This is a genomic window from Asticcacaulis aquaticus (assembly GCF_028550415.1).
GTDB classification, from domain to species: Bacteria; Pseudomonadota; Alphaproteobacteria; order Caulobacterales; family Caulobacteraceae; genus Asticcacaulis; species Asticcacaulis aquaticus.
In genome coordinates, this window is record NZ_JAQQKX010000001.1 from 161,848 (window position 1) to 183,004 (window position 21,157).

Below are 21,157 nucleotides of genomic sequence, written 5' to 3' on the forward strand. Positions count from 1 at the left end.
GCCCTTTTAGACCGCCTGGCCATAGCTGGGGCGAATCTGGCCGGCGGCGCGTGTCAGGGCCGCCGAGACCGGTTCGTTTTCCAGCATTTCCGCCACGCCGATGTCGAATTCGACGACGAATGGCGACTTGCCGGTACCGGCTTCGAAAGCGGTACACCCGATCACGGCGCTGATCCGCTCACCGACGATGCGCGCGGCACCTTCGGGTGTGGCGGGCAGGGCCAGAGCGAAGACTTCGGTCGACAGGCGGCCGGCGGTATCTTCGGCGCGCACAAGGCGGGAAATCATCGATCCGATCTGCGGCATGGCGCGATCCAGAGCCTTGCGCGCCCGGGCCTGAGTAATTTCCGGACTTTCGGAAATTTTTAACAAGCAGACGCTCAGGGGGCGGTTACGCTCGGAGGCGGCTTTCGACAGGCGCGCCAGATGCGCCGCGAACAGATCCCGGGTAAAAAGGCCCGTCCCCTTGTCCATGTGCGGACTATGGTTCAGGGCCTCCAGAGCCTTGCGGATATTGGTTTGACGCCGATGCGCCCGCGCCAGACGCAGCACCCGGTCGGCAATCTCATGCTCCGACGCGCCCACGGCGGACACGTCGTTCACGCCGCGCAGATAGGCGTCACCCAGATCAAGCTCGATCGGCTTTTGCAGACGCAGGAAGACCGGCGTATGATAGAGGCGGGTATTGCGCCGCATGCCGGACGCAATCGACAGAGGCTCGGAAATCGATTCCCGTCCCCAAAGCACGACGGCGTCGAAGGTCTTGTCGTGGAGGTAGTCGAACGCGGAATAGCTGGTGAAGGCCGCATAGACGTCGGCGCCTTCGGTACGCAGGGTATGGCTAAGGCCGAGAAAGTCCGGGTCGGCCTGTCCTACCGAAAGTATGGCCAAAGGTGCCGTATTGTCGATCGCCGGCACCGGGATATTGAGCGCGCTCAGGGTTTCCCGTCGCAACTCGTATTCTTCTTCGGCAACATTGGCGCGAACCATATGTTCCAGCCCCAGCACGACCTGCTGGGCATGGGCGTCGCGGCTATAAACCATGTCCCAGCCTTCGGGCACGGCATAGGTCGTATTATCGGTCACCTGAATGATGGGGAGACGGCGGGGGGCGCAGGCGGCGCGCAGCTTGTCGACCAGAACCGGCGAGCAGGCGGGATGGGCGCTGTCGACCAGAACGGCTTCGATCTGAAGGTCGCCGATACAGGCCAGGGCGGCATCGTCACGATAGGCCGTAATCGTGCGCCAGCCCAGACGATCCAATTCCGCACCCAGGCGTTCAGGCCATTGCTGATCCTTGGCCAGCAGAAGCAGACGCGCCTGAATCGTCAAATTTTACGCTCCTCGGGATGCAGGATACTGTTGGGATCGGCAATTTAGTCGGCAGTGATCTTAAGACCGATGGTGGAAAAGACCTATAGATGATTCTCGTTTTTGATTGGTAAACGCGCCGCTAAGGTTTGGCAGCGTCGGCGTGAGGTCGCCATATCTCGAACCGCTTGTATTCATCTATAGATTCAGATGATCTAAGAATATAATTGTTTTGATTGCAAAAATGCGGAACATCGATCTGCGCCATAGGGTCGTCAGCCAGCAGAATAAAACCTTCTTCCCCGCGCTCGCTGAGAGCTTTTTTCAAGCGCAATGTCGGCACAGGGCATTTGTGGCCACGCGCATCGATGGTAAAAAGGCGGGGATCTACGGTCACGTGCGGTCTCGAAAAGGCTTTGATTGCGTTTTACGCCTTGGTTCCTGCCGTCGAATCCCGGCAATTTCAAGCCATGCAAGGATTTTATATGCGCGCGCTGATATTCGGATGCCTGTTGATAGGGGCGGCCTGTGCGGCAAAGGCTCAAACCGTACCGGACCTTTATGCCAAGATTCGACTGGCCGGATTTGAGGCGCCGATCGAGCTGCGCCGGTCAGGCGACAAGACGCGTATCGATCTCAATGCCGCCGGGGTGCAGCAGACCTATATCGTCGATCAGGAGCGCGGCATTCTGGTCAATCTCATCGTCACCAACGGGCGGCGCCTGGCGCTGGTGTTTCCCGCGGACCGGGGAGCGGCCCTGCTGCCCCTGCCCATTGATATGGCCAGTATGGAAGCGCGGGGCGCCGTGTTGAAACCGATGGGCGCGTCGCTTCTGGCGGGACAGCCGTGCCGACTTATCGAATTCAGCGGATATCTGAACCAATCGGGCGTCATCTGCGTCAATGCGGCCGGGCTTATCCTGCAAATGACGCAAAAAGGGCGCAACGCAGCGCTGTTTCAGGTCAGCAGCCTGACGACCGGTGCGCAGGACGCCAAATGGTTCAGCATCCCACCCGACTATCAAACCGTGGCCCTGCCGGGGGTGGGAGGGGCGGCGGAGCGTTATGGGAGCGAGGATGCCGCCGGAAAGCCCGGCGCACCGTCCGATAAAGCGCCGGTCAAATCGCCGTTCCGAACGAAGTAAGTCTGTCTTCGTTGCGTATAAATTCCAAAAAACCTGAATTGTCTTTGGCGTTGATCACAATCAAGATGCGGCAACGCGCCGGTACAGCGCGGTTATAGCCACCGTCGTCGCGGCACAGGCCAGAGCGGTTACCGCCCAACCGGCAGGCGTCAGTCCGGACGCGACATATTTGTGGCTCAACCGTTCGGCTTCGTGCATTCGGTCAGACAGAGTGCTTTGCGCATCGACCATGACAGCGACCTCTCTTTCAAGCTGCGCCCACGATATCAGGTCGCCCATTAAAAAGGGGCTCACGCTTTGGGGCGGACGGTAAAAAGAGGGTAAGGGACACTCTCCTCTCTGCCCAAGGCTGTGCCTTACTAACAGGAGCTGCTTTACGTCAGTTTGCTGTAAGCGCCACGGGGCGGCAGCAGTCGTGAAGTTGGCGCCGGTGTTGCATAGTGACGGGGCCGTTACATTTTATCCTTTTCAAGGCGGTCCTTAATGTCCGAAAAATTCATAGTCGCTAACTCGCCTTGTCCATATATGCCAGCGGCAACATGACCAGCCACTTCTCTGCCAAAGCTATAAGTGGCATTCTGCTTGACTGCTTTCATCGCATCAGCACTCATATTTTCCCAAATAGGTGTAACGGTAAGCTCACCTTTCCCTATCTCCGGTTTTTCATCGATCTCAGTGCTGGCCACTACCTCGGCAATAATTTCAGACCTCCATACAAAGCCCAAATCAGAGCTTTCACCTGTCCGCGTTTCCGGTGGCAATTGGTCCGCTGCACGACCAGAGTATAATCCGAGAAACTCAGTTTTATTTCCTAAGCCAAATTGCCTGTTCCCATTAATTTGATCGATGACCACGCCCCGCTGTATTCGATAGACGGGTGCTCCAGATAGCCCGCCTCGACCTGCCAAATCTATAAGGAACTTTGGGTGCGCGTCAGTTGGCAAGTCAATCTCGGTCGCAAGCGACCCTCGCTTCCAGACTGGAATAACGCCCAAACTGCTAATGCCTTGTGGAAATCCAATCGCAAACACATCTGAACCTGGCAATATGTGTTCTGTAGTGTTTTCACATAAGTCATTCACGCATACTACGTCGTGGTCATTAAAGATCAACAGTAATGCAGCAACGTCAAAAAAATTACCGCAAGTTGGGTGAACGAACCATCTCGGTTGAGACATTTCGTCATCAAAATAAAGAGGAATAGTCTGCTCTTGGAATATTTGTGGTACTTTTGAAGTGTATTTTATCTTGATGAAATTAGGGAAACCACCATCTCTACGCATATAAACTCGCTTTGTATGGTGCATTCCAGACAGGTTATGCCATGCAGTAACGAGGGAGATGCCACCAGCTACCCGCCAGAAGAACCCAGTTCCAACTGCCAAAACGGTGCTGTTGAACATCATTTCTAGCGAGACTGATGCCAGCGTAGTCATATCGATTTTTGGCTGATCTCGTAAAATCTTTCCGCTTGTGACGTACTTGTGGAAGCCGGCGCTGAATTTTGATTTATTCGCAGAGTCTTCCATAAAGGCACCTTATTACTTAGCAATGTTCATTTTTAACGTGTGCAGAAATAAACACAAGCCTTGCCAGATTCACGCCGACGGCCATTGCTACCTATTTGTTAGACTTGTCAAAACGATATGGCAAAATTTGCATCACGCCCTTTCGGGCGGAACGCTTATAAATAATTAAATATATAAGGAAATGGCGGACAGAGTGAGATTCGAACTCACGGTAGGCTTCCACCTACGGCGGTTTTCAAGACCGCTGCCTTAAACCACTCGGCCATCTGTCCGTCTGAGTGGAGGGCGTTCTTAACTTGTGCTGATATCTTTGCCAAGAGGCATGGTGGATAAGTGACTGCAAAAGCGGGCTGGAACGACAGGGTTTTAAAAGATGGGGCCTTAACCAGGAATTTTCAAATTCCGTTTAGGCTGTTGGTCAAAGACCTTGTTAAGGCCGTCATTCAGGGACGCATTCATGTCCGCCGCCGTCAGATATACCGCCGTAAACAGAAACCGGATTTTACAACGGGCCACCATGCTGGTTATGATTTCCGGCTTTGCCTTGCTGGCGGCGTGCGCCGGGCCGCGTCCCAAATTCAACAGCGGTGTTGCCGACCCTAAGGTTGCCGCAGACGCCCAGTACAAGAGCGCGAACCTGCGGCCTTACAAGGTGCGCGGTGAGACCTATAAGCCCTATATTCCCGACAAGGGCGACAGCCTGACCGGGGTGGCCAGCTGGTACGGCGCGGAATCGGGCAACATGACCGCCAATGGTGAGCGCTTCGACCCCAATGCCATTTCCGCCGCTCACAAGACATGGCCTTTGCCATCCGTCGTCGAGGTGACCAATCTCGACAACGGGCGGACGATCCGCTTGCGCCTCAACGATCGCGGGCCGTTCGTCGATAACCGGCTCATCGACCTGTCCAAGGGCGCGGCCAAGGCGCTGGGCGTCTATGAGACGGGGACCGCGCGGGTGAAGCTGAAATTCATCGGCCCGGCAGAGACCGCCGCCAAGACCATCTATGCCGAAGCGCCCACCAGATCCGATGACGAAGATCGTCAGTACCGCGTTCAGGTCGGCGCGTTTTCCGAAAAAGACAATGCCGAGCGCGTAAAGGAGGCTTTGAGCGCCCGCATGGACCGCTCGCGCGGGCTCTACGTCGTCTATCTGGGGCCGTTCAAGGGCGCGCAACGGGCGGAACTGCGCCGGCAGGAAGTGCTGGCGGCGGGATATTTTGACGCGATTTTGACGCGGGTCGATTAGATTGCGCTTGTGTTGCGGCCGGGAATTGCCGATCTATCCCAGTCATGAGCGGTCGATTCATCACATTCGAAGGCGGCGAGGGGGCGGGTAAGTCGACTCAGGTCAAGGCTCTGGTCGCCCGTTTGCGCGAACAGGGGCTGGAGGTCGTGCAGACACGCGAACCGGGGGGCTCCGGCGGCGCCGAGGCCCTGCGCGACCTTCTGGTCAACGGCGATGCCGGACGCTGGTCGCCGATGTCCGAAACCCTGATGATGTATGCGGCGCGGGCCAACCATCTGGAGCAGGTCATTCGCCCGGCTCTGGCCCGTGGTGCCTGGGTCATTTGCGACCGTTTTGCCGATTCGACGCGCGCCTATCAGGGGGCGGGCGGCGGCGTCACAGGCGATTTCATCGAACAGCTCGATCAGGCGGTCGTCGGCGGGACGCAACCCGATCTGACCCTCGTCATGGACATGCCGGTCGAAGCCGGACTGGCCCGCACCGTGGCGCGCGGCGGCGATGAAAACCGCTTCGAATCGAAGGGGCTGGCCTTTCATGAACGCCTGAGACAGGGCTTCCTCAACCGCGCGGCCACCGATCCGCGACGTTACAGAGTTATAGACGCCGATCGGCCGATCGAGGTCCTGACGCAGGACATCTGGGCCACCGTATCGGCGGCATTTCCCGCCCTGAAGGGGGCCTGAGCATGGCGGAGGACGAAGACCATCGCGTATCGCATCCCCGCGCCGTGTTCGACCTGATCAATGGCGAACCGCAAGAGCACGCCTTGATCGACGCCCTGTCGCGCGGGCGGTTGCATCACGCGTGGCTGCTGTGCGGCCCGGAAGGCGTGGGCAAGGCGACCTTCGCCTATCGGGCCGCGCGCTATCTGATGGGACGCGACAGGGATCGCGGCTTCGGTCTTCTGGGCATGTCGCCGGACGATGCCGACGCCCGCCTGATCGTCGCGCAGTCGCATCCCGATCTGCTTGTGCTGGAACGCGAGGAAAAGGACGGCAAGACGCGCAAGAACATTACGGTCGACGCCGTACGCGAGGTCGGTGAGTTCTTCTCGAAAGCGCCTTCGCGTTCGGCTTACCGCGTCTGTATCGTCGATGCCGTCGATGACCTGAATATCAACTCGGCCAATGCCTTATTGAAAATTCTTGAAGAACCGCCTGAGCGGGGAATCCTCTTCCTGATTTCGCATTCGCCGGGCAAGCTTCTGGCCACGATCCGCTCGCGTTGCCGTCGTCTGGGTTTCTCGCCGTGGGACGACGCCATGGTGCATCGCTTCGTCGAAAGCCGGACGGAACTGCCCGAAGAAACGCTGGAACGTCTGGTCGTCATGGCCAAGGGCTCGCCCGGTCGGGCGCTGCGTCTGTGGGAAGACGGCGCGCTTGAAATGGATGAGCTGGCGGCAAAACTGCTCTCAAAGGCGCCGCCTTCGCGCTTTGAGCTTCTGCCGCTGATGACCCTGTTCAAGACCAATAACAGCAAGGTCGACGGGCCGAAAAAATTCACTCAGTTCATCACCGCTCTGAGCGAGCGCGTGCGCGAACAGGCGCTCAGTGCCGACGTTCCGGCGCGCGGCCGGATGTGGTCGGAGCTGTGGACGCGCCTGAATGCCGTTCTGCCGGAAACGGAAGGCATAAACCTCGATAGGGGTGAGTATTTCTGGTCTATAGTCAAAGATATAAAGTCTATTTATTAAACCATTTTCTGAGGTTTCCGTTTTGCTTATCGACAGCCATGTCAACCTCCATGCGCCGCAATATGACGACGACCGTCAGGCGGTGATCACGCGTGCCCGCGAAGCCGGGGTGGGGCTGATGGTCAATATTTGCGACCGCGTATCGAATTTCGAGGCCGTCTATGCGCTGGCGGCGGACCATGCCGATATCTGGGCGACCGTCGGCACGCATCCGCATGAAGCGCGTGAAAACCCGGACCTGAGCGTGGCGGATCTGCTCACCCTTGCCGAACGGCCGCGGGTCGTGGGGATCGGCGAATGCGGTCTGGATTTCCACTACGATTTCAGCCCGCGCGATGTTCAGGCCTCGGTCTTCCGCACCCATATCCACGCGGCGCGCGACAGCGGCCTGCCTCTGGTCGTTCATACGCGGGAAGCCGACGAGGTAATGTGGGATATCCTGCAGGACGAGCACACCAAGGGGCCCTTCGTCTTCCTGTTGCATTGCTACACCTCGGGCGCGGAACTGGCGCGCCGGGCCGCCGGTATCGGGGCCTATTTTTCTGTGTCCGGCATAGCTACCTTCAAGGCGGCGCAGGACGTTCGCGATATCATCCGGGACATGCCTGCCGACCGCATCATCGTCGAAACGGACTGCCCCTATCTGGCGCCTATCCCCATGCGCGGACGGCGCAACGAGCCCGCTTATGTGACCCATGTCTATGACAAGCTGGCGGAGATTCGCGGCTGGACGCGCGACGATACGATCGCCCGCACGACCGACGCTTTCTACGCCCTGTTCGACAGGATACCCCGCGCATGACCAAGGTCCTCAAGGCGACGATTCTAGGCTCGGGCTGTTCGACGGGGGTGCCCCGCGCATGACCAAGGTCCTCAAGGCGACGATTCTGGGCTCGGGCTGTTCGACGGGGGTGCCCCGCGCTGACGGCTACTGGGGCCGGTGCGACCCGGCCAACCCGAAAAACCGGCGCAGCCGCTGTTCGGCCCTGTTTCAGGCTTTCGATTCGCGCGATCCAGCGCAAACGACCAATATCGTCATCGACACCTCGCCCGATTTCCGCACCCAGATCATGCAGACGGGCATCCAGCACCTCGATGCCGTCCTGTGGACGCATGATCATGCCGATCAGACCCACGGGATCGACGACATGCGCGCCTTCGCTCTGTTAAACAGGATGCAGGTACCCGGCTATATGGACGCGGCGACCTACGACAGTCTGACATCGCGGTTCGGTTATGTCTTTACGGGCAAGATGGGGTATCCGCCGATCTGTGAGCCCCGTCACGTGCCCGATTTCGGCGAGGTGTGGCGGCTTTCGGGCGCCGGAGGCGCGGTCGAGGTCCTGGCCTTCGATCAGGAACACGGGCCGATCCGTTCGGTAGGGTACCGGCTGGGGGATATCGCCTATTCGAGTGATATCAGCGGCATGCCCGAGGATAGCTTTGCCCGCCTCGAAGGCGTCAAGGTATGGATTGTCGATGCCCTGAGGTATCAGCCGCACCCGACCCATGCGCATCTCGCGCTGGCGCTGGAATGGGCGGCGCGGGTACGTCCGGAACGCACCATCCTGACCAATCTGCATCAGGATATGGATTTTGAGGAACTGACGGCGCAACTGCCCGAAGGCGTTGAGGCGGCCTACGACCAGATGTCGATTGAAATCGCCCTGTAGGGTGTAGTCCTGTGAGGTAGCCTGTTCGGGGTGGTTACGCGAAGCAAGGCTTAAATAAAATTTTTAAAGTAGTCTTAAAATACACTTTAATGAACAGGCCACCCCGAACCCGTTCACAAAATCACAACCGAAACCATCTGTCACGTGACAATTTGCTGCTACGCGGTGCAAAAGTGAGAATCTTGATAAAAAAGACACATGTAACGCCGGTATAAAGTTAATTTATGCTGTAAAATAACGTTTTTTTTTTGACATTTTGAAAAATGTTGCAACGCGGCGTGATCTATAGCGGCAAGGTAATAAGACACACGGCCTGAGCGGCCAGACCTTCTTCCCGGCCCGTAAAGCCCATCTTTTCCGTCGTGGTCGCCTTGACGCTGACCTGATCGAGTCGCGTGCCGGTGATCTCGGCCAGCCGCACCCGCATGGCCTCGCGATGGGGCTTGATCTTCGGCCGCTCGCAGATCAGCGTGACGTCGAGATTGACGATGTCGCCACCTTTGGCGCGGATCAGGTCGCAGGCATGTTTCAGGAACATGTCCGATGGTGCGCCTTTCCATTGCGGATCGGTCGGCGGGAAATGATCCCCGATATCGCCGAGCCCTGCGGCTCCCAGCAGGGCATCGGTCAGGGCGTGCAGCCCCGCATCGGCGTCCGAATGACCGATAAGCGTCTGGTCGTGGACGATTTCGACCCCGCACAGCCAGACGCTTTCGCCGGGCCCCCACCGGTGAGCGTCGAAGCCCTGACCGATGCGCATCTGAGTCGGGGCGGGGGACGACGTCATAAAAGCCTCCAGCACTTTGAAATCTTCGGGATAGGTCAGTTTCTGAAGTTGCGCAGCACCTTCGACGATCTCGACCGCGATTCCGGCCCGTCCGGCGACCATGGCATCGTCGGTGGCTTCCTCATCCGACGGCCAGACGGCATAGGCGGCGGTAATATCGCCAAATCGAAACGCCTGAGGGGTCTGGGCGCGCCACAGATTCTGGCGCGGCGGGGCCGCCGTGATAAGCGCGCCATCGGCCTTTTTAAGCGAATCCGTCACCGGCAGGGCCAGAATGGCCGCCGGGGCGGTCCGCAAGCGGTCGAGCAGGGCCGCGATAAGCGCCGGGGTCAGGAGGGGGCGCGCCGCATCGTGGATCATCACGATGTCCTGTGCGTCGGCGGTGGCCTGCACCGCCGCCAGACCGTTCTGCACGGAGTGCGCCCGCGTTCCGCCGCCGAAGGTCACGTGGACACCGCTCAGGCCTTCCACCATCCGCAGGGCCTGCGCGTGGTCCTCCGGCGGGACGACGATGACGATGTCTTCTGCCCCGGCCGCGGCAAAGGCCTCGGCGGACCAGCGCAGGACCGGCTTGCCGCCCAGCGGCATCCACTGTTTCTTGCCGCCGGATCTCTGGCCTGAGCCGCCGGCGACGATGATCGCCCTGAATGTCATATTGGCACCCATAGCCGGGTCGTGACCATTGCGCAAAGGCCTTTTCAGGGGTATTTCGCCCGCATGGTTCGTAAAGGCTTGAAAATCGGGGATACAGATATCGGCGGGCGGGCGCTCATCGCCCCGATGACCGGTGTGTCCGACTTGCCGTTCCGCAAGATGGCCTCGAAACTGGGCGCGGTCTATGCCGCGACGGAAATGGTGGCCTGCGCTGAGCTTGAACGCGGACGGCCCGACGTGGTGCGCAAGGCGCAGCTGGGCGATCATGCCGGTCTCAAGATCGTGCAACTGATTGGGCGTGACGAAGATTTCATCGCCCGGGGCGCGGCTTTAGCCGAAGCGGCGGGTGCCGATATTGTCGACCTGAACTTCGGCTGCCCGGCCAAGGAGGTCACCGGGGGCCTGTGCGGGTCGGCCCTCATGCGTGAACCCGACAAGGCGGTGCGTCTGATGGAAGCAGCGGTCAAGGCCACGAAGCGCCCGGTCACGGTCAAGATGCGGATGGGATGGGACGACACCTGCCGCAATGCCGCCGAACTGGCCCGCCGTGCCGAGGATACGGGCATTCAGGCCGTGACGGTGCATGGCCGCACGCGTCAGCAGTTTTACAAGGGCGACGCCGACTGGGCGTTCGTGAAGACGGTCAAGGCGGCGGTATCGATCCCGGTGATCGTCAATGGCGATATCACCGATGGGGTCCGCGCACGTGACGCGCTGGCGCAATCGGGCGCCGACGGCCTGATGATCGGGCGCGGCGTCTACGGCCGTCCATGGCTGGCGGCGCAGCTGGAGGCGGCGCTCAACGGAGTCGAGATCGCGTCGCCGACCCATGCCGAGCGCCTGGATATCGTCCTTGAGCAGATGTACGACAGTCTGAGTTTTTACGGTCCGGTGCTGGGGCTCAAGATGTTCAAGAAGCATCTGGGCTGGTATATCGAAGCCGCAGACTACCATCCCGATCCGGCTGTCCGTCGTCAGGACAAGGCCCGGTTGTGCCGGCTGGAGCAGGTAGATATCATTGAGCGTGAACTGCGCGGCCTGATGGCCTGAAATCTGAATATTTGGCTAAAATTGCTAAAATTTGCCGCTTTCATGCAACGTTGGCGTTGATATTTGGACACAGTAGTGCGCAAATGTCACGCGGCTTCGGGCCGTTGAAGGAAGTGGGTCTTGAAGGGCACAAGCGTAAAACGTCGCCTTGAGTTCTGGCGCATGCGATTTTCCCGGGGGCTGAAAAGCACCGAGCGCGGTCGCATGGGGCTGGCGGGCGGTTATGCGCTGTCGGCGCTGATCACGGCTTTCATCATCTGGATGATTATCGCCGCCCCAGGGTCCGGACCGCTGGGGCCCTCCAGCCCGGTGCTGTTCGGTCTGGTGTGCGCCAATCTGGCGCTGTTGCTGACCCTCAGCTTCTTCGTCCTGCGGCGCGTGTTTCATCTGGCGCGGACCCGGGGGGCGGACGCCGGGGCGCGGCTGCATGTGCGTTTCGTGACCATGTTCGCTCTGGCCGCGGTGACCCCGGCTTTCGTCGTGGCCCTGTTTTTCGGGGTGCTGGTCAATCGCGGGGTCGAGACCTGGTTTTCCGACCGGGTGCAGTCCTCGGTCGAAAACGGCGCCTTTATCGCCAAGACCTTTCTCGATTCCCAGGTCAATACGGCCAGCGACACCCTGACCGACGTCGCGCGCGACCTGCAACGTCCCTATATGGTGCAACTCTTTGCCAACCGCCTCAGCTTCGGCGTCGCCATGCGCGATCTCATTTCGATACGCGGGGAACTGACGGCGGTCTATCTGATCGACGATAGCGGTCAGGTGCTGGCGCGGGCGGAAAATCCCGGTGCACCACCCTATCTGACGCCGTCGCAGAACGCCATCGACACGGCCGCCGAAGGCGATATCGGCGGCGGCGTGTTTTCGACGCCGGACGCGGTGCGGCTTATCTATCCGTTGCAGGGCTACGGGGGCGCAAAGCTTTACGGCGTAAAGGTTCTGCCCGACGGCATCATGGACAAGGTCTCCAGCGCCCAGAGCGCCATCGTCGATTTGCGCGAAACCTCGGAAAACTCGGCTCGCGTTCAGGGCGTGTTTGCGCTGGCCTATATGGAGACCGTACTTCTTGTGCTGATCGGCGCGATCTGGGTCGGCACATCGGCGGCGGACTCGATCGCCGTGCCCGTGGCCCGACTTGTGCAGGCAGCGGACAAGGTGGCCTCAGGGGATCTCAACGCGCGCGTGATGACCGACAAGCAATCGCAAGACATCGCCGTCCTGTCGCGCGCCTTCAACCGCATGACCAGCGACCTGCAAACCCAGCAGGCGGCGCTGAAATCTGCCAATCAGGAGGCCGAGGAACGTCGGCGTTTTATCGAGACCGTGCTGTCGGAAATTTCAGCAGGTATTGTCGGTCTTGACGAATTCGAGAACATTTCGGCGATTAACCGTCACGCCGCCAATTTCCTGTCCGAAGCCGTCGACGCGGCGTTGGGCCGGCACATTCGCGATCTGGCGCCGGAAATTTCCGAACTGCTCGACAAGGTGACGCCGTACAAGGTCGAGGAGGCCGAGGTCGATCTCGTGCGCAAGGGCGAAACGCGCCGCGTCCGCGTCCGGGCCTCGTCGCTGGACACCGGCGGCGCCGTTCTCACCTTCGACGACATCACGCGTCTGGTCGCCGCCCAGCGCAACGCAGCGTGGAAAGACGTGGCGCGGCGCATCGCGCACGAAATCAAGAACCCGCTGACACCCATTCAGTTGTCGGCGGAGCGTCTCAAGCGCAAATACCGGGTGCAGATCGAGACCGACGGCGAGACTTTCGATCGCTTGACCGACACCATCGTGCGCCAGGTCGGCGATATCGGGCGCATGGTCGACGAATTTTCAGCCTTTGCCCGGATGCCGGTGCCGAATTTTGCCGAAGAAGACGCCGCCGAGTTGGTGCGTCATGCGGTCTTCGCCCAGCGCGTCGCCAAACCCGACGTGCAGATCGACATCGCCGAGCCCTTGCCGGAGGTCAGCGTCGTCTGCGACGGGCGCATGCTGGCTCAGGCCTTGGGCAATGTGCTGAAAAACGGCGGCGAGGCCATCGTTTCGCGCCACATGGCGGCGGGCGAAGGCGGCGAAGGTGGCCAAATGCGCGTCGAGATGCGTCAGGAGGAAGGCTTCCTGACCATAGAGATCGAGGACGACGGCATTGGTTTGCCGGATAAGGATCGCGATCGCCTGACCGAGCCCTATGTGACCACGCGCGAAAAAGGCACAGGTCTCGGGCTGGCGATCGTAAAGCGTATTCTGGAAGACCATGGCGGCGAATTCTATCTGGCGGACGCCGTCCATTTGAGCGGGGCGAGGGCCATCTTGCGGTTACCCAAGACCCAGACCCAGCCTGTAACGAGTGAGGCCCCGGATAACGGGACCAGAATGATGAGGGTGTGATGAAAGTAGCTTCGGGCGTTGATATTCTGGTGGTCGATGACGAGGCCGATATCCGCGAACTGATCGCGGGTATCCTCGAAGACGAAGGCTATGCCGTGCGCACCGCCGCCGATTCCAATGCGGCGCTCAGGGCGGTCAAGGCGCGTAAGCCGTCGCTGGTCGTGCTCGATATCTGGATGCAGGGCGGCGGGCTCGACGGCCTCGAACTGCTTGACGTCATCCGTGAACTGGACCCGGATATTCCGGCGGTGATGATTTCGGGCCATGGCACGATCGAAACCGCCGTATCCGCCATCCGGCGCGGCGCTTACGATTTTATCGAAAAACCGTTTAAAACCGAGCGCCTGATCATGGTTGTTCAGAGAGCGCTTGAAGTGGCCGCCTTGCGCCGCGAAAACAAGCGCCTGCGCAATCAGGCGGTTGTGCCGGACGGGCTGGTCGGCAATTCGGCAGCGGCGCAACTGCTGCGTACAACGATTTCCAAGGTCGCCGGGGCCAATTCGCGCATCATGATTTCCGGCCCGGCCGGATCGGGTAAGGAACTGGTGGCGCGGATGATCCACGACGCCAGCCCGCGCGCCAAGTGCGAATTCGTGCCGATTTCGTCAGCCGGGGTGACGCCGGAACGGCTCGATATCGAACTGTTCGGCGAAGAGGGCGAGGGCGGTCGTCCGCGCAAGATCGGCGTGTTCGAACGCGCGCATGGCGGCACCCTGTTCCTCGATGAAGTGGCCGACATGCCGATGGAGTCGCAGGGCCGCATCCTGCGGGTGCTGGTCGAGCAGCGCTTCGTGCGTGTCGGCGGCGTCAATGACGTTCAGGTCGATGTACGGGTCATTTCCTCGACCTCGAAGGATCTGGCGCAGGAAATCGCCGCCGGGCGGTTCCGCGAAGACCTGTTCCACCGTCTGAACGTGGTGCCGGTGCGCGTGCCGGGCCTGAGTGAGCGCCGCAGCGATATCGCCGAACTGGTTACCTACTTCATCGACCGCATTTCCAGCGCTCAGGGCTTGCCCAAGCGCAAGCTGTCCGAAGACGCGATGGCGACGCTTCAGGTGCACGAATGGCCGGGCAATGTCCGGCAGTTGCGCAACAATATGGAGCGTTTGCTGATCCTGGCCTCGGGCGACCCGTCCGAGCCGATCACGGCGCAGATGCTGCCGGCGGAGGTGGTGGAATCGGCGGTGGCCGGGGCCATCCGTCCGGAACGCATCATTGCCTTGCCGCTGCGCGATGCCCGTGAAGTGTTCGAACGCGAATATCTGTCGTCGCAGATCGTGCGGTTCGGCGGCAATATTTCGCGCACGGCCAATTTCATCGGCATGGAACGCTCGGCCTTGCATCGCAAGCTGAAAAGCCTCGGCCTGGCCCATATCCGCAGCCCGGAAGACGAAGACCTGTAGAGACTTCGGCTGGGATAGGTTATGGGGTTCAAGGGGCCTCAGGCCCCTTGAGTCTTTTAGGTTTTGTTTTGTCGCGATATTGTCGTCGAAAACCGCTCACACTTTTCGACATATCGCTTTAGAGATCCCGCCATGTCCCGAATTGCCTATGTCAACGGCGCCTATACGCGCCACACCGACGCCACCGTCCATATCGAAGACCGCGGCTATCAATTCGCCGATGCGGTTTACGAAGTCTGGTCGGTCTTCGGCGGGCAACTGGCCGATCTGGGTGGCCATCTGAACCGGCTGGAGCGGTCCTTGCGCGAACTGCGCATCGACATGCCGATGTCGCGGGCGTCGCTGGTCGTGGTGCTGAACGAGGTCATCCGCCGCAACCACATCACCGAGGGCATGGTCTATCTTCAGGTCAGCCGCGGCGTCGCGCCACGCGATCACTTCTTTCCGGCAACGCCGGTAAAGCCCGCTCTGGTCATTACCGCCAAATCCGTCGACCGTCAGGCGGCTCTGGCCAAGGCCGAAAAGGGCATCAAGGTCATCTCCGCGCCCGATAACCGCTGGGGCCGCTGCGATATCAAGACCGTCGGCCTGCTGCCCAACGTGCTGGCCAAGCAGGCGGCGCGCGATTCGGGGGCGTCGGACGTGATCTTTGTCGATGCGGAGGGGTTGGTGACCGAAGGCGGTTCGGCCAATGTCTATATAGTGACGCACGAAAACGAAGTTCGTACCCGTAGTCTCAAGGCCAATATCCTGCCCGGCGTGACGCGGATCGGCCTGCTAGAGATCCTGCGCGAGACGGGCTTCGACGTCTCCGAAGGCGCGTTCACGCTCACTGAGGCCAAGGCGGCAAAAGAGGTTTTCCTGTCGGCGGCCTCGACCTTCGTCATGCCGGTGATCATGATCGACACCGATATTATCGGCGACGGAAAACCGGGCGAGGTGGCACTGACGCTCCGGCAGACCTATATAGAGCGGGCGCGTCGCACGGCAGGTGTCTGAACGTAATAATATTTTACGCTGGGACAGTTGTATCGCAAGACGTTTGTCGCCTATGATACTTCACGGATTTATGTACTCATGCGGTATTGTAAATTTCCGGCTTTTACCTTTTTCTGTGTGGAGGTGCTTTTGCCTCCGGAAAATCCAAACAAGAGGGCTGACTAATGTCCCACGAAAAGAAACAAAACCTGCAGGACACGTTCCTTAACAGCGTCCGCAAAACCAAAACCCCTCTCACCATCTTCCTGATCAACGGCGTCAAGCTGCAGGGCATCGTTAGCTGGTTCGATAATTTCTGCGTGCTTCTGCGTCGCGACGGTCAGTCGCAACTGGTTTACAAGCATGCAATTTCGACCATCATGCCGGCCGCGCCCGTTCAGTTGTACGAGCAGGAAGAAGATTCCGACGACTGATATCGTCGGTTCAGCTTTTAAGGCTTAAGATTGACCACGAAATTTATCGACCGCACACCGGGCATCCAGCGTGCGGTCATTATCGATCCTGACATGAACACGCATGGGGGAGCGCAGCCTTCGGTGAAACAACCGCAGGGCGTTCCGGTCGCGCGTCGTTACGAAGAGTCACGCATCGATGAAGCGGCGGGTCTGGCCATAGCGCTCGACCTTGAAATCGCCGCGACCCACACGGCCCGTGTGCGCAAACCCAACCCCGCCACCCTGTTCGGCTCCGGCAAGGTCGAGGAAATCGCCGACCTGTGCGACGAGGTCGAGGCCGATGTGGTGATCATCAACACCACCCTGACCCCGATCCAGCAACGCAACCTCGAAAAAGCCTGGGAAAAGAAGGTCGTCGACCGTACCGGCCTGATCCTTGAAATCTTCGGCCGCCGCGCGCGGACCAAGGAAGGCAAGCTTCAGGTCGAACTGGCGCGGCTGGAATACGAACGCTCGCGTCTGGTACGCACCTGGACCCACCTTGAGCGTCAGCGCGCCACCGGCACGACTGGTGGTCCGGGTGAAACCCAGATCGAACTCGACCGCCGGATGATCGCCGACAAGATCAAGGTGCTGAAAGGCGACCTCGAAGAGGTGCGCCGCACGCGCAACCTGCACCGCAGCGCGCGCAAGAAGGTGCCGTATCCGATCGTGGCGCTGGTCGGCTATACCAATGCCGGGAAGTCGACCCTGTTCAACCACCTGACCCGCGCCGAAGTGCTGGCCAAGGATATGCTGTTCGCGACGCTCGATACGACGCTGCGGACACTGAAACTGCCGAACGGGCGGGCGGCGATCATTTCGGACACGGTGGGCTTCATCTCGGACCTGCCGCACGAACTGGTGGCAGCCTTCCGCGCCACACTCGAAGAGGTGCTGGAGGCCGACCTGATCCTGCACGTGCGCGATATGTCGAACCCCGAAGCCGAAGCGCAGGGGCACGACGTCATGCAGGTGCTCAACCACATCCATCCGGAACTCGATACGTCGCGGATGCTGGAGGTGTGGAACAAGGTCGATCTGCTCGACGAGGAGGCCAAGGACATCCTCTATGCCCGCGCCCTGACCGACCGGGCGGTGAACAAGCCGCACATGGTTTCGGCAATCACGGGCGAGGGGATCGAAAAGCTTCTGACCGACATCGCCCGGAAGGTTGACGAAGCCGGGACCGAAATCGACGTCGAACTGGCGCCGCAGGATGGGCAATTGCTGGCCTTCCTGTATAATCAGGGGCGCGTACTGGGTCGCTTCGATGACGAAGAAGGCTATATCCATCTTAAGGTCAAGCTGTCCGATCAGGCGCTGGGCCGTTACGAACAGATGACGGGTTCGATCAAGCCGCAGGACCAGTGGTAAAAAATAAACTGATCGCCCCCTTGTAAAACGATTGCACACCTAATAGTTAGATGCCTAACTATTAGGTGTCTTTCTATGTCCTCGCCCATATCGCCTGAAGAACGCTTTTCCAAAGCCCTGCATTCGACCGCCCGCCTGTGGCGCGGCGCGCTCGATAAACGCCTGCGCGATCTGGGCGTGTCCGAATCCGGCTGGATGACCATCGCCCTGATTGCCAAGTCCGAAACGCCGCCGTCGCAAAGCGATCTGGCGCAGGCCCTGTCCGTCGAAGGGGCGAGTATGGTCTCGATGATCGACCGTCTGGTGAAACTGGGCCTTGTCGAGCGCATAGGCTCCGAGGCCGACCGCCGCGTCAAGCATATCGTCCTGACCGACGACGGCCACAAGGTGTTTGCCCGCGTCAAGCAGGAGGCTGACGCCTTCCGCGCCGAAACCGTCTCGCGCCTCGATCCGGTAAAACTGGCCATCGCAGCGGACATAATGGAACAATTACAAAATCTTATAAACGAGTCCTGACGATGAGTGTGTCGGCGGAAACAGGCGAGGGGACCATCACCCCGCGCGAACGGACGATGATCACCTTCTCGATCATGCTGGCCACCATCATCGTGGCGCTGGACGGCACTATTGCCAATGTCGCCTTGCCGCACATGCAGGGCAGCCTGAACGCCTCGATTGATCAGATCACCTGGGTGCTGACCTCGTTCATCGTGGCCACCGCCATCGCGACGCCTTTGACCGGCTGGCTGTCCGATCGTTTCGGCACCAAGACGGTATTCCTGTGGTCGATCGGCGGCTTTACGGTTGCGTCGATGCTGTGCGGTATCTCCGGTAATTTGCTGGAAATCGTGCTGGCGCGCGTCCTTCAGGGCGCGTTCGGCGCGGCTTTGGTGCCCTTGTCTCAGGCGACCCTGCTCGATATCAATCCGCGCGAAAAGCACGGCTCGGCCATGGCCGTGTGGGGTATGGGCGTGATGATCGGGCCGATTCTGGGCCCGACGGTCGGCGGCTGGCTGACCGATAATTACGACTGGCGCTGGGTCTTCTTCATCAATCTGCCGGTCGGCGCGCTGGCCCTATGGGGCATCTGGCGCTTCATTCCGTCGAAGCCCGGTGCCCGACGCGTGAAGTTCGACATGTACGGATTCGCCGCGCTCAGCATCGCCATTGGCGCCTTGCAGATGATGCTCGACCGCGGCGAACAGCTTGAATGGTTTTCCTCAGCCGAAATCTGGCTGGAGGCGATCATCGCCGCCATTGCCGTCGCCTATTTCGTCATCCATACGGCGACCTGTCCGGCGGGGGAGACCTTCCTCGATTACCGCCTGCTGATAAACCGCAATTTCCTGACCGGACTGCTGTTCATCTTCCTTGTCGGCATGATCCTGTTCGCGACGCGGGCGCAGGTACCGCAACTCCTGCAAGGGCTTCTGCACTATCCGGCGGAGCTGGCCGGGATGGTCACGGCACCGTCAGGGCTGGGGACCATGCTGGCCATGTTCATCGTCGGAAGGCTGGTCGGCAAGGTCGATCTTCGGCTCATTCTGGCCGTCGGTTTCGGTTTGACCGCGTTCTCGCTGTGGCTGATGTGTTCCTATACGCTGGTCCTGTCGGAAAAGGACATTGTCTGGCCGGGCGTCATTCAGGGCATCGGCCTTGGGCTGGTCTTCGTGCCCCTGTCGGCGGCGACGTTTCAGACCCTGGCCCCGCACCTGCGCGCTGACGGCACAGCGATCTACAGCCTTGTCCGCAATATCGGCTCGTCCATCGGGATCGCCGTCATTCAGGCCCTGTGGGCGCGCAACAGTCAGGAAGCCCACGCCAATATCGCCGAACGCCTGACGCAGGACAATCCGGCCCTGACCGCCTACCTGAACAGCGGCGGGGGAGGCGGCGGCCTGACCTCGCTCAATGCCGAGGTGACGCGTCAGGCCGGGATGATCGCCTATGTCGACGGTTTCTGGCTGATGTTCCTCCTGACTCTGGCCGCCATTCCGCTGTTGCTGCTGATCCGCATCAACCGGGGCGGGGCGGCGGAAGCTCCAACCATGGCGGCCGATCATTAAACCGTCGTGAAACTGCGGCAAGATGATCGCTATGATTCTCTGGCGTATTATCCTGCTGATCAGCCTGTTGGTGCCAAGCGTTGGGCGCGCGCAGGAAGACTGGTCGCAAAGCGAAACCGAAGTCGTGGTGCGCGGCAAGGCCGGGGTGGGCCCGGCCTTGTGGCGCGTCACCGATGGCGACAGTCAGGTCATCATCATCGGCGTCCTGCCGGTCTTTCCAAAAAAGCAGAAATGGACGACGAAGCGCGTCGAGAACGCCTTGCGCGGCGCCAACCGCCTGATTACCCCCGCCGATACCACCACCGGGCCGGGCGATCTGTGGAGTCTGATGTCTAAGAAGGGACTGCCCGACCGCGGCACCCTGAAAGACAGCCTGCCGGCGGGTCTTTATGCCCGCTATGAAAGCACCGCCAGACGGGCGGGCATTCCGATCCGGGATTTTGCCCGCGACAAGCCGGTCTGGGCCGGGGCCCGTCTGCGGCGCGAGGTGCTGCAAAAATACGGGTTGAGCGAGAGCGAGCCTCTGGCGACGATCAAGGGGTTGGCGCGCACCGCCGGGGTGCCGGTCAAGGCCGCCGGCCGCTACGACGCCGGTCCACTGTTCAAGGCCGTCAATGCGATGAGCGAAGAGGGCGGCGAAGCCTGTCTGAGCCATACGCTGGACGATATCGATTTTGACATCGACCGGGCGCCTGTGGCGGCAAAAGCCTGGTCGATCGGCGATATCGCCACCGTGCGCGCCCATTATCAGGGCTCGGCGCTGATGAAATGCCTGTCAGGGTCGTCGGTCGCGACGGCGGCGCTGAACCGCGGCGTTGCGGACTCGGTCAATGCCGTCAGCGACGCGCTGACCCGACCTGGTAAATCCGTAGCCGTGCTGCCGCTGGCCCTGCTGCTGCGCAAGGGCGGCGTTCTGGAGCGCCTTCGCGCCAAAGGTTACCGCGTGTCGGCACCTCTGGATTAAGATTGCCGCCGCCGATCTTTGAGCGTAGCCTGACACCGGCATAACCCGGATATCGAAAAGAGGGCGGCATGGCGAAAATATTGGGACTGGGCGGCATATTTTTCAAGGCCGCAGACCCCGAAGGCGTGAAGGCGTGGTATGCCCGGGTTCTGGGCTTCGATATCACGGACTGGGGCGGTGCCATGTTCGCGCATCCGGCCACAGGCCATACGACCTGGGCGCCATTCAGCGCCGACACCACGTATTTCGAGCCTTCGACCGCCAGTTTCATGATCAACCTGATCGTCGATGATATCGACGGCGTACTGGCGCACGCCAGAGACGAAGGCGTCGAACCGACCGGGCGAATGGACGAGTCCTATGGCCGGTTTGCATGGATCATGGACCCGGCGGGCATCAAGGTGGAACTATATCAGCCTTTGGGGTAGAGCGGATTGCCGC

21 protein-coding genes and 1 tRNA gene are annotated in these 21,157 nt (G+C 60.3%); 16 read left to right on the forward strand and 6 right to left on the reverse strand.

Translation table 11 applies throughout. The annotated features are described in order from the left end of the window. Nucleotides 1-6 precede the first annotated feature (6 nt). Nucleotides 7-1,332: a diguanylate cyclase domain-containing protein gene (locus PQU92_RS00760; protein WP_272746309.1), complete on the reverse strand. Its 1,326-nt coding sequence runs from the start codon at nt 1,330-1,332 to the stop codon at nt 7-9. Nucleotides 1,333-1,453: 121 nt separating this feature from the next. Further along, nucleotides 1,454-1,708 (reverse strand): sulfurtransferase TusA family protein, encoded by a 255-nt coding sequence (locus PQU92_RS00765; protein WP_272746310.1) that lies wholly within the window; start codon nt 1,706-1,708, stop codon nt 1,454-1,456. An 88-nt stretch (nt 1,709-1,796) separates the two neighbouring features. On the opposite strand from PQU92_RS00765, the gene PQU92_RS00770 reads away from it, so the two are divergent. Then, nucleotides 1,797-2,456, forward strand: a complete 660-nt coding sequence (locus PQU92_RS00770; protein WP_272746311.1) for a hypothetical protein — start codon at nt 1,797-1,799, stop codon at nt 2,454-2,456. Nucleotides 2,457-2,516: 60 nt separating this feature from the next. On the opposite strand, the gene PQU92_RS00775 is transcribed toward PQU92_RS00770, so the two are convergent. From PQU92_RS00775 to PQU92_RS00785, 3 genes are all read right to left on the reverse strand, one after another. Further along, entirely contained in the window at nt 2,517-2,735 is a 219-nt protein-coding gene (locus PQU92_RS00775) for a hypothetical protein (RefSeq protein WP_272746312.1), read from the reverse strand. 173 nt (nt 2,736-2,908) lie between these two features. Further along, nucleotides 2,909-3,985: a hypothetical protein gene (locus tag PQU92_RS00780; protein ID WP_272746313.1), complete on the reverse strand. Its 1,077-nt coding sequence runs from the start codon at nt 3,983-3,985 to the stop codon at nt 2,909-2,911. Nucleotides 3,986-4,167: 182 nt separating this feature from the next. Further along, nucleotides 4,168-4,257, reverse strand: a tRNA-Ser gene (locus tag PQU92_RS00785). 245 nt (nt 4,258-4,502) lie between these two features. Here PQU92_RS00785 and PQU92_RS00790 point away from each other — a divergent pair. The 5 genes from PQU92_RS00790 to PQU92_RS00810 are packed head-to-tail and all read left to right on the forward strand — an operon-like array spanning nt 4,503 to nt 8,600. Then, complete coding sequence (locus PQU92_RS00790; protein WP_272746314.1) at nt 4,503-5,234, forward strand: SPOR domain-containing protein; 732 nt, start codon at nt 4,503-4,505, stop codon at nt 5,232-5,234. Nucleotides 5,235-5,278: 44 nt separating this feature from the next. Next, a complete protein-coding gene (gene tmk, locus PQU92_RS00795; RefSeq protein WP_272746315.1) occupies nt 5,279-5,917 on the forward strand; it encodes a dTMP kinase in 639 nt (212 codons plus the stop codon). A 2-nt stretch (nt 5,918-5,919) separates the two neighbouring features. Continuing rightward, nucleotides 5,920-6,927, forward strand: a complete 1,008-nt coding sequence (locus PQU92_RS00800) for a DNA polymerase III subunit delta' (RefSeq protein WP_272746316.1) — start codon at nt 5,920-5,922, stop codon at nt 6,925-6,927. A gap of 22 nt (nt 6,928-6,949) precedes the next feature. Beyond that, the gene (locus tag PQU92_RS00805; protein ID WP_272746317.1) at nt 6,950-7,729 is read left to right on the forward strand and encodes a TatD family hydrolase; all 780 of its coding nucleotides are present in this window, start codon (nt 6,950-6,952) and stop codon (nt 7,727-7,729) included. 58 nt (nt 7,730-7,787) lie between these two features. Next, nucleotides 7,788-8,600 carry an MBL fold metallo-hydrolase gene (locus PQU92_RS00810; protein WP_272746318.1) on the forward strand — a complete coding sequence of 271 codons (813 nt, stop codon included), beginning with the start codon at nt 7,788-7,790 and terminating at the stop codon, nt 8,598-8,600. Nucleotides 8,601-8,883: 283 nt separating this feature from the next. On the opposite strand, the gene PQU92_RS00815 is transcribed toward PQU92_RS00810, so the two are convergent. Continuing rightward, complete coding sequence (locus PQU92_RS00815; RefSeq protein WP_272746319.1) at nt 8,884-10,041, reverse strand: bifunctional 2-C-methyl-D-erythritol 4-phosphate cytidylyltransferase/2-C-methyl-D-erythritol 2,4-cyclodiphosphate synthase; 1,158 nt, start codon at nt 10,039-10,041, stop codon at nt 8,884-8,886. A 63-nt stretch (nt 10,042-10,104) separates the two neighbouring features. Here PQU92_RS00815 and dusB point away from each other — a divergent pair, with 63 nt between their 5' ends. The 10 genes from dusB (at nt 10,105) to PQU92_RS00865 (ending at nt 21,144) form a co-directional block, all read left to right on the forward strand. Beyond that, nucleotides 10,105-11,091 carry a tRNA dihydrouridine synthase DusB gene (dusB, locus tag PQU92_RS00820; protein ID WP_272746320.1) on the forward strand — a complete coding sequence of 329 codons (987 nt, stop codon included), beginning with the start codon at nt 10,105-10,107 and terminating at the stop codon, nt 11,089-11,091. 162 nt (nt 11,092-11,253) lie between these two features. Next, nucleotides 11,254-13,473, forward strand: coding sequence for a sensor histidine kinase NtrY-like (locus PQU92_RS00825; RefSeq protein ID WP_272746321.1), 2,220 nt, complete (start codon nt 11,254-11,256; stop codon nt 13,471-13,473). After that, entirely contained in the window at nt 13,473-14,876 is a 1,404-nt protein-coding gene (gene ntrX, locus PQU92_RS00830) for a nitrogen assimilation response regulator NtrX (protein ID WP_272746322.1), read from the forward strand. Before PQU92_RS00825 ends, ntrX begins: the two co-directional genes overlap by 1 nt. Before the next feature lie 132 nt (nt 14,877-15,008). After that, nucleotides 15,009-15,875 carry a D-amino-acid transaminase gene (locus PQU92_RS00835; RefSeq protein ID WP_272746323.1) on the forward strand — a complete coding sequence of 289 codons (867 nt, stop codon included), beginning with the start codon at nt 15,009-15,011 and terminating at the stop codon, nt 15,873-15,875. 164 nt (nt 15,876-16,039) lie between these two features. Next, nucleotides 16,040-16,288 carry an RNA chaperone Hfq gene (gene hfq / locus PQU92_RS00840; protein ID WP_023463956.1) on the forward strand — a complete coding sequence of 83 codons (249 nt, stop codon included), beginning with the start codon at nt 16,040-16,042 and terminating at the stop codon, nt 16,286-16,288. Between the two features lie 30 nt (nt 16,289-16,318). Continuing rightward, nucleotides 16,319-17,686, forward strand: coding sequence for a GTPase HflX (hflX, locus tag PQU92_RS00845; protein WP_272746324.1), 1,368 nt, complete (start codon nt 16,319-16,321; stop codon nt 17,684-17,686). A gap of 75 nt (nt 17,687-17,761) precedes the next feature. Continuing rightward, the gene (locus tag PQU92_RS00850; protein WP_272746325.1) at nt 17,762-18,202 is read left to right on the forward strand and encodes a MarR family winged helix-turn-helix transcriptional regulator; all 441 of its coding nucleotides are present in this window, start codon (nt 17,762-17,764) and stop codon (nt 18,200-18,202) included. Between the two features lie 2 nt (nt 18,203-18,204). Further along, complete coding sequence (locus PQU92_RS00855; RefSeq protein WP_272746326.1) at nt 18,205-19,752, forward strand: MDR family MFS transporter; 1,548 nt, start codon at nt 18,205-18,207, stop codon at nt 19,750-19,752. A 31-nt stretch (nt 19,753-19,783) separates the two neighbouring features. After that, complete coding sequence (locus tag PQU92_RS00860; RefSeq protein ID WP_272746327.1) at nt 19,784-20,716, forward strand: TraB/GumN family protein; 933 nt, start codon at nt 19,784-19,786, stop codon at nt 20,714-20,716. 68 nt (nt 20,717-20,784) lie between these two features. Further along, on the forward strand, nt 20,785-21,144 hold the full coding sequence (locus PQU92_RS00865) for a VOC family protein (RefSeq protein ID WP_272746328.1): 360 nt from the start codon (nt 20,785-20,787) through the stop codon (nt 21,142-21,144). The last annotated feature ends 13 nt before the right edge of the window (nt 21,145-21,157 follow it).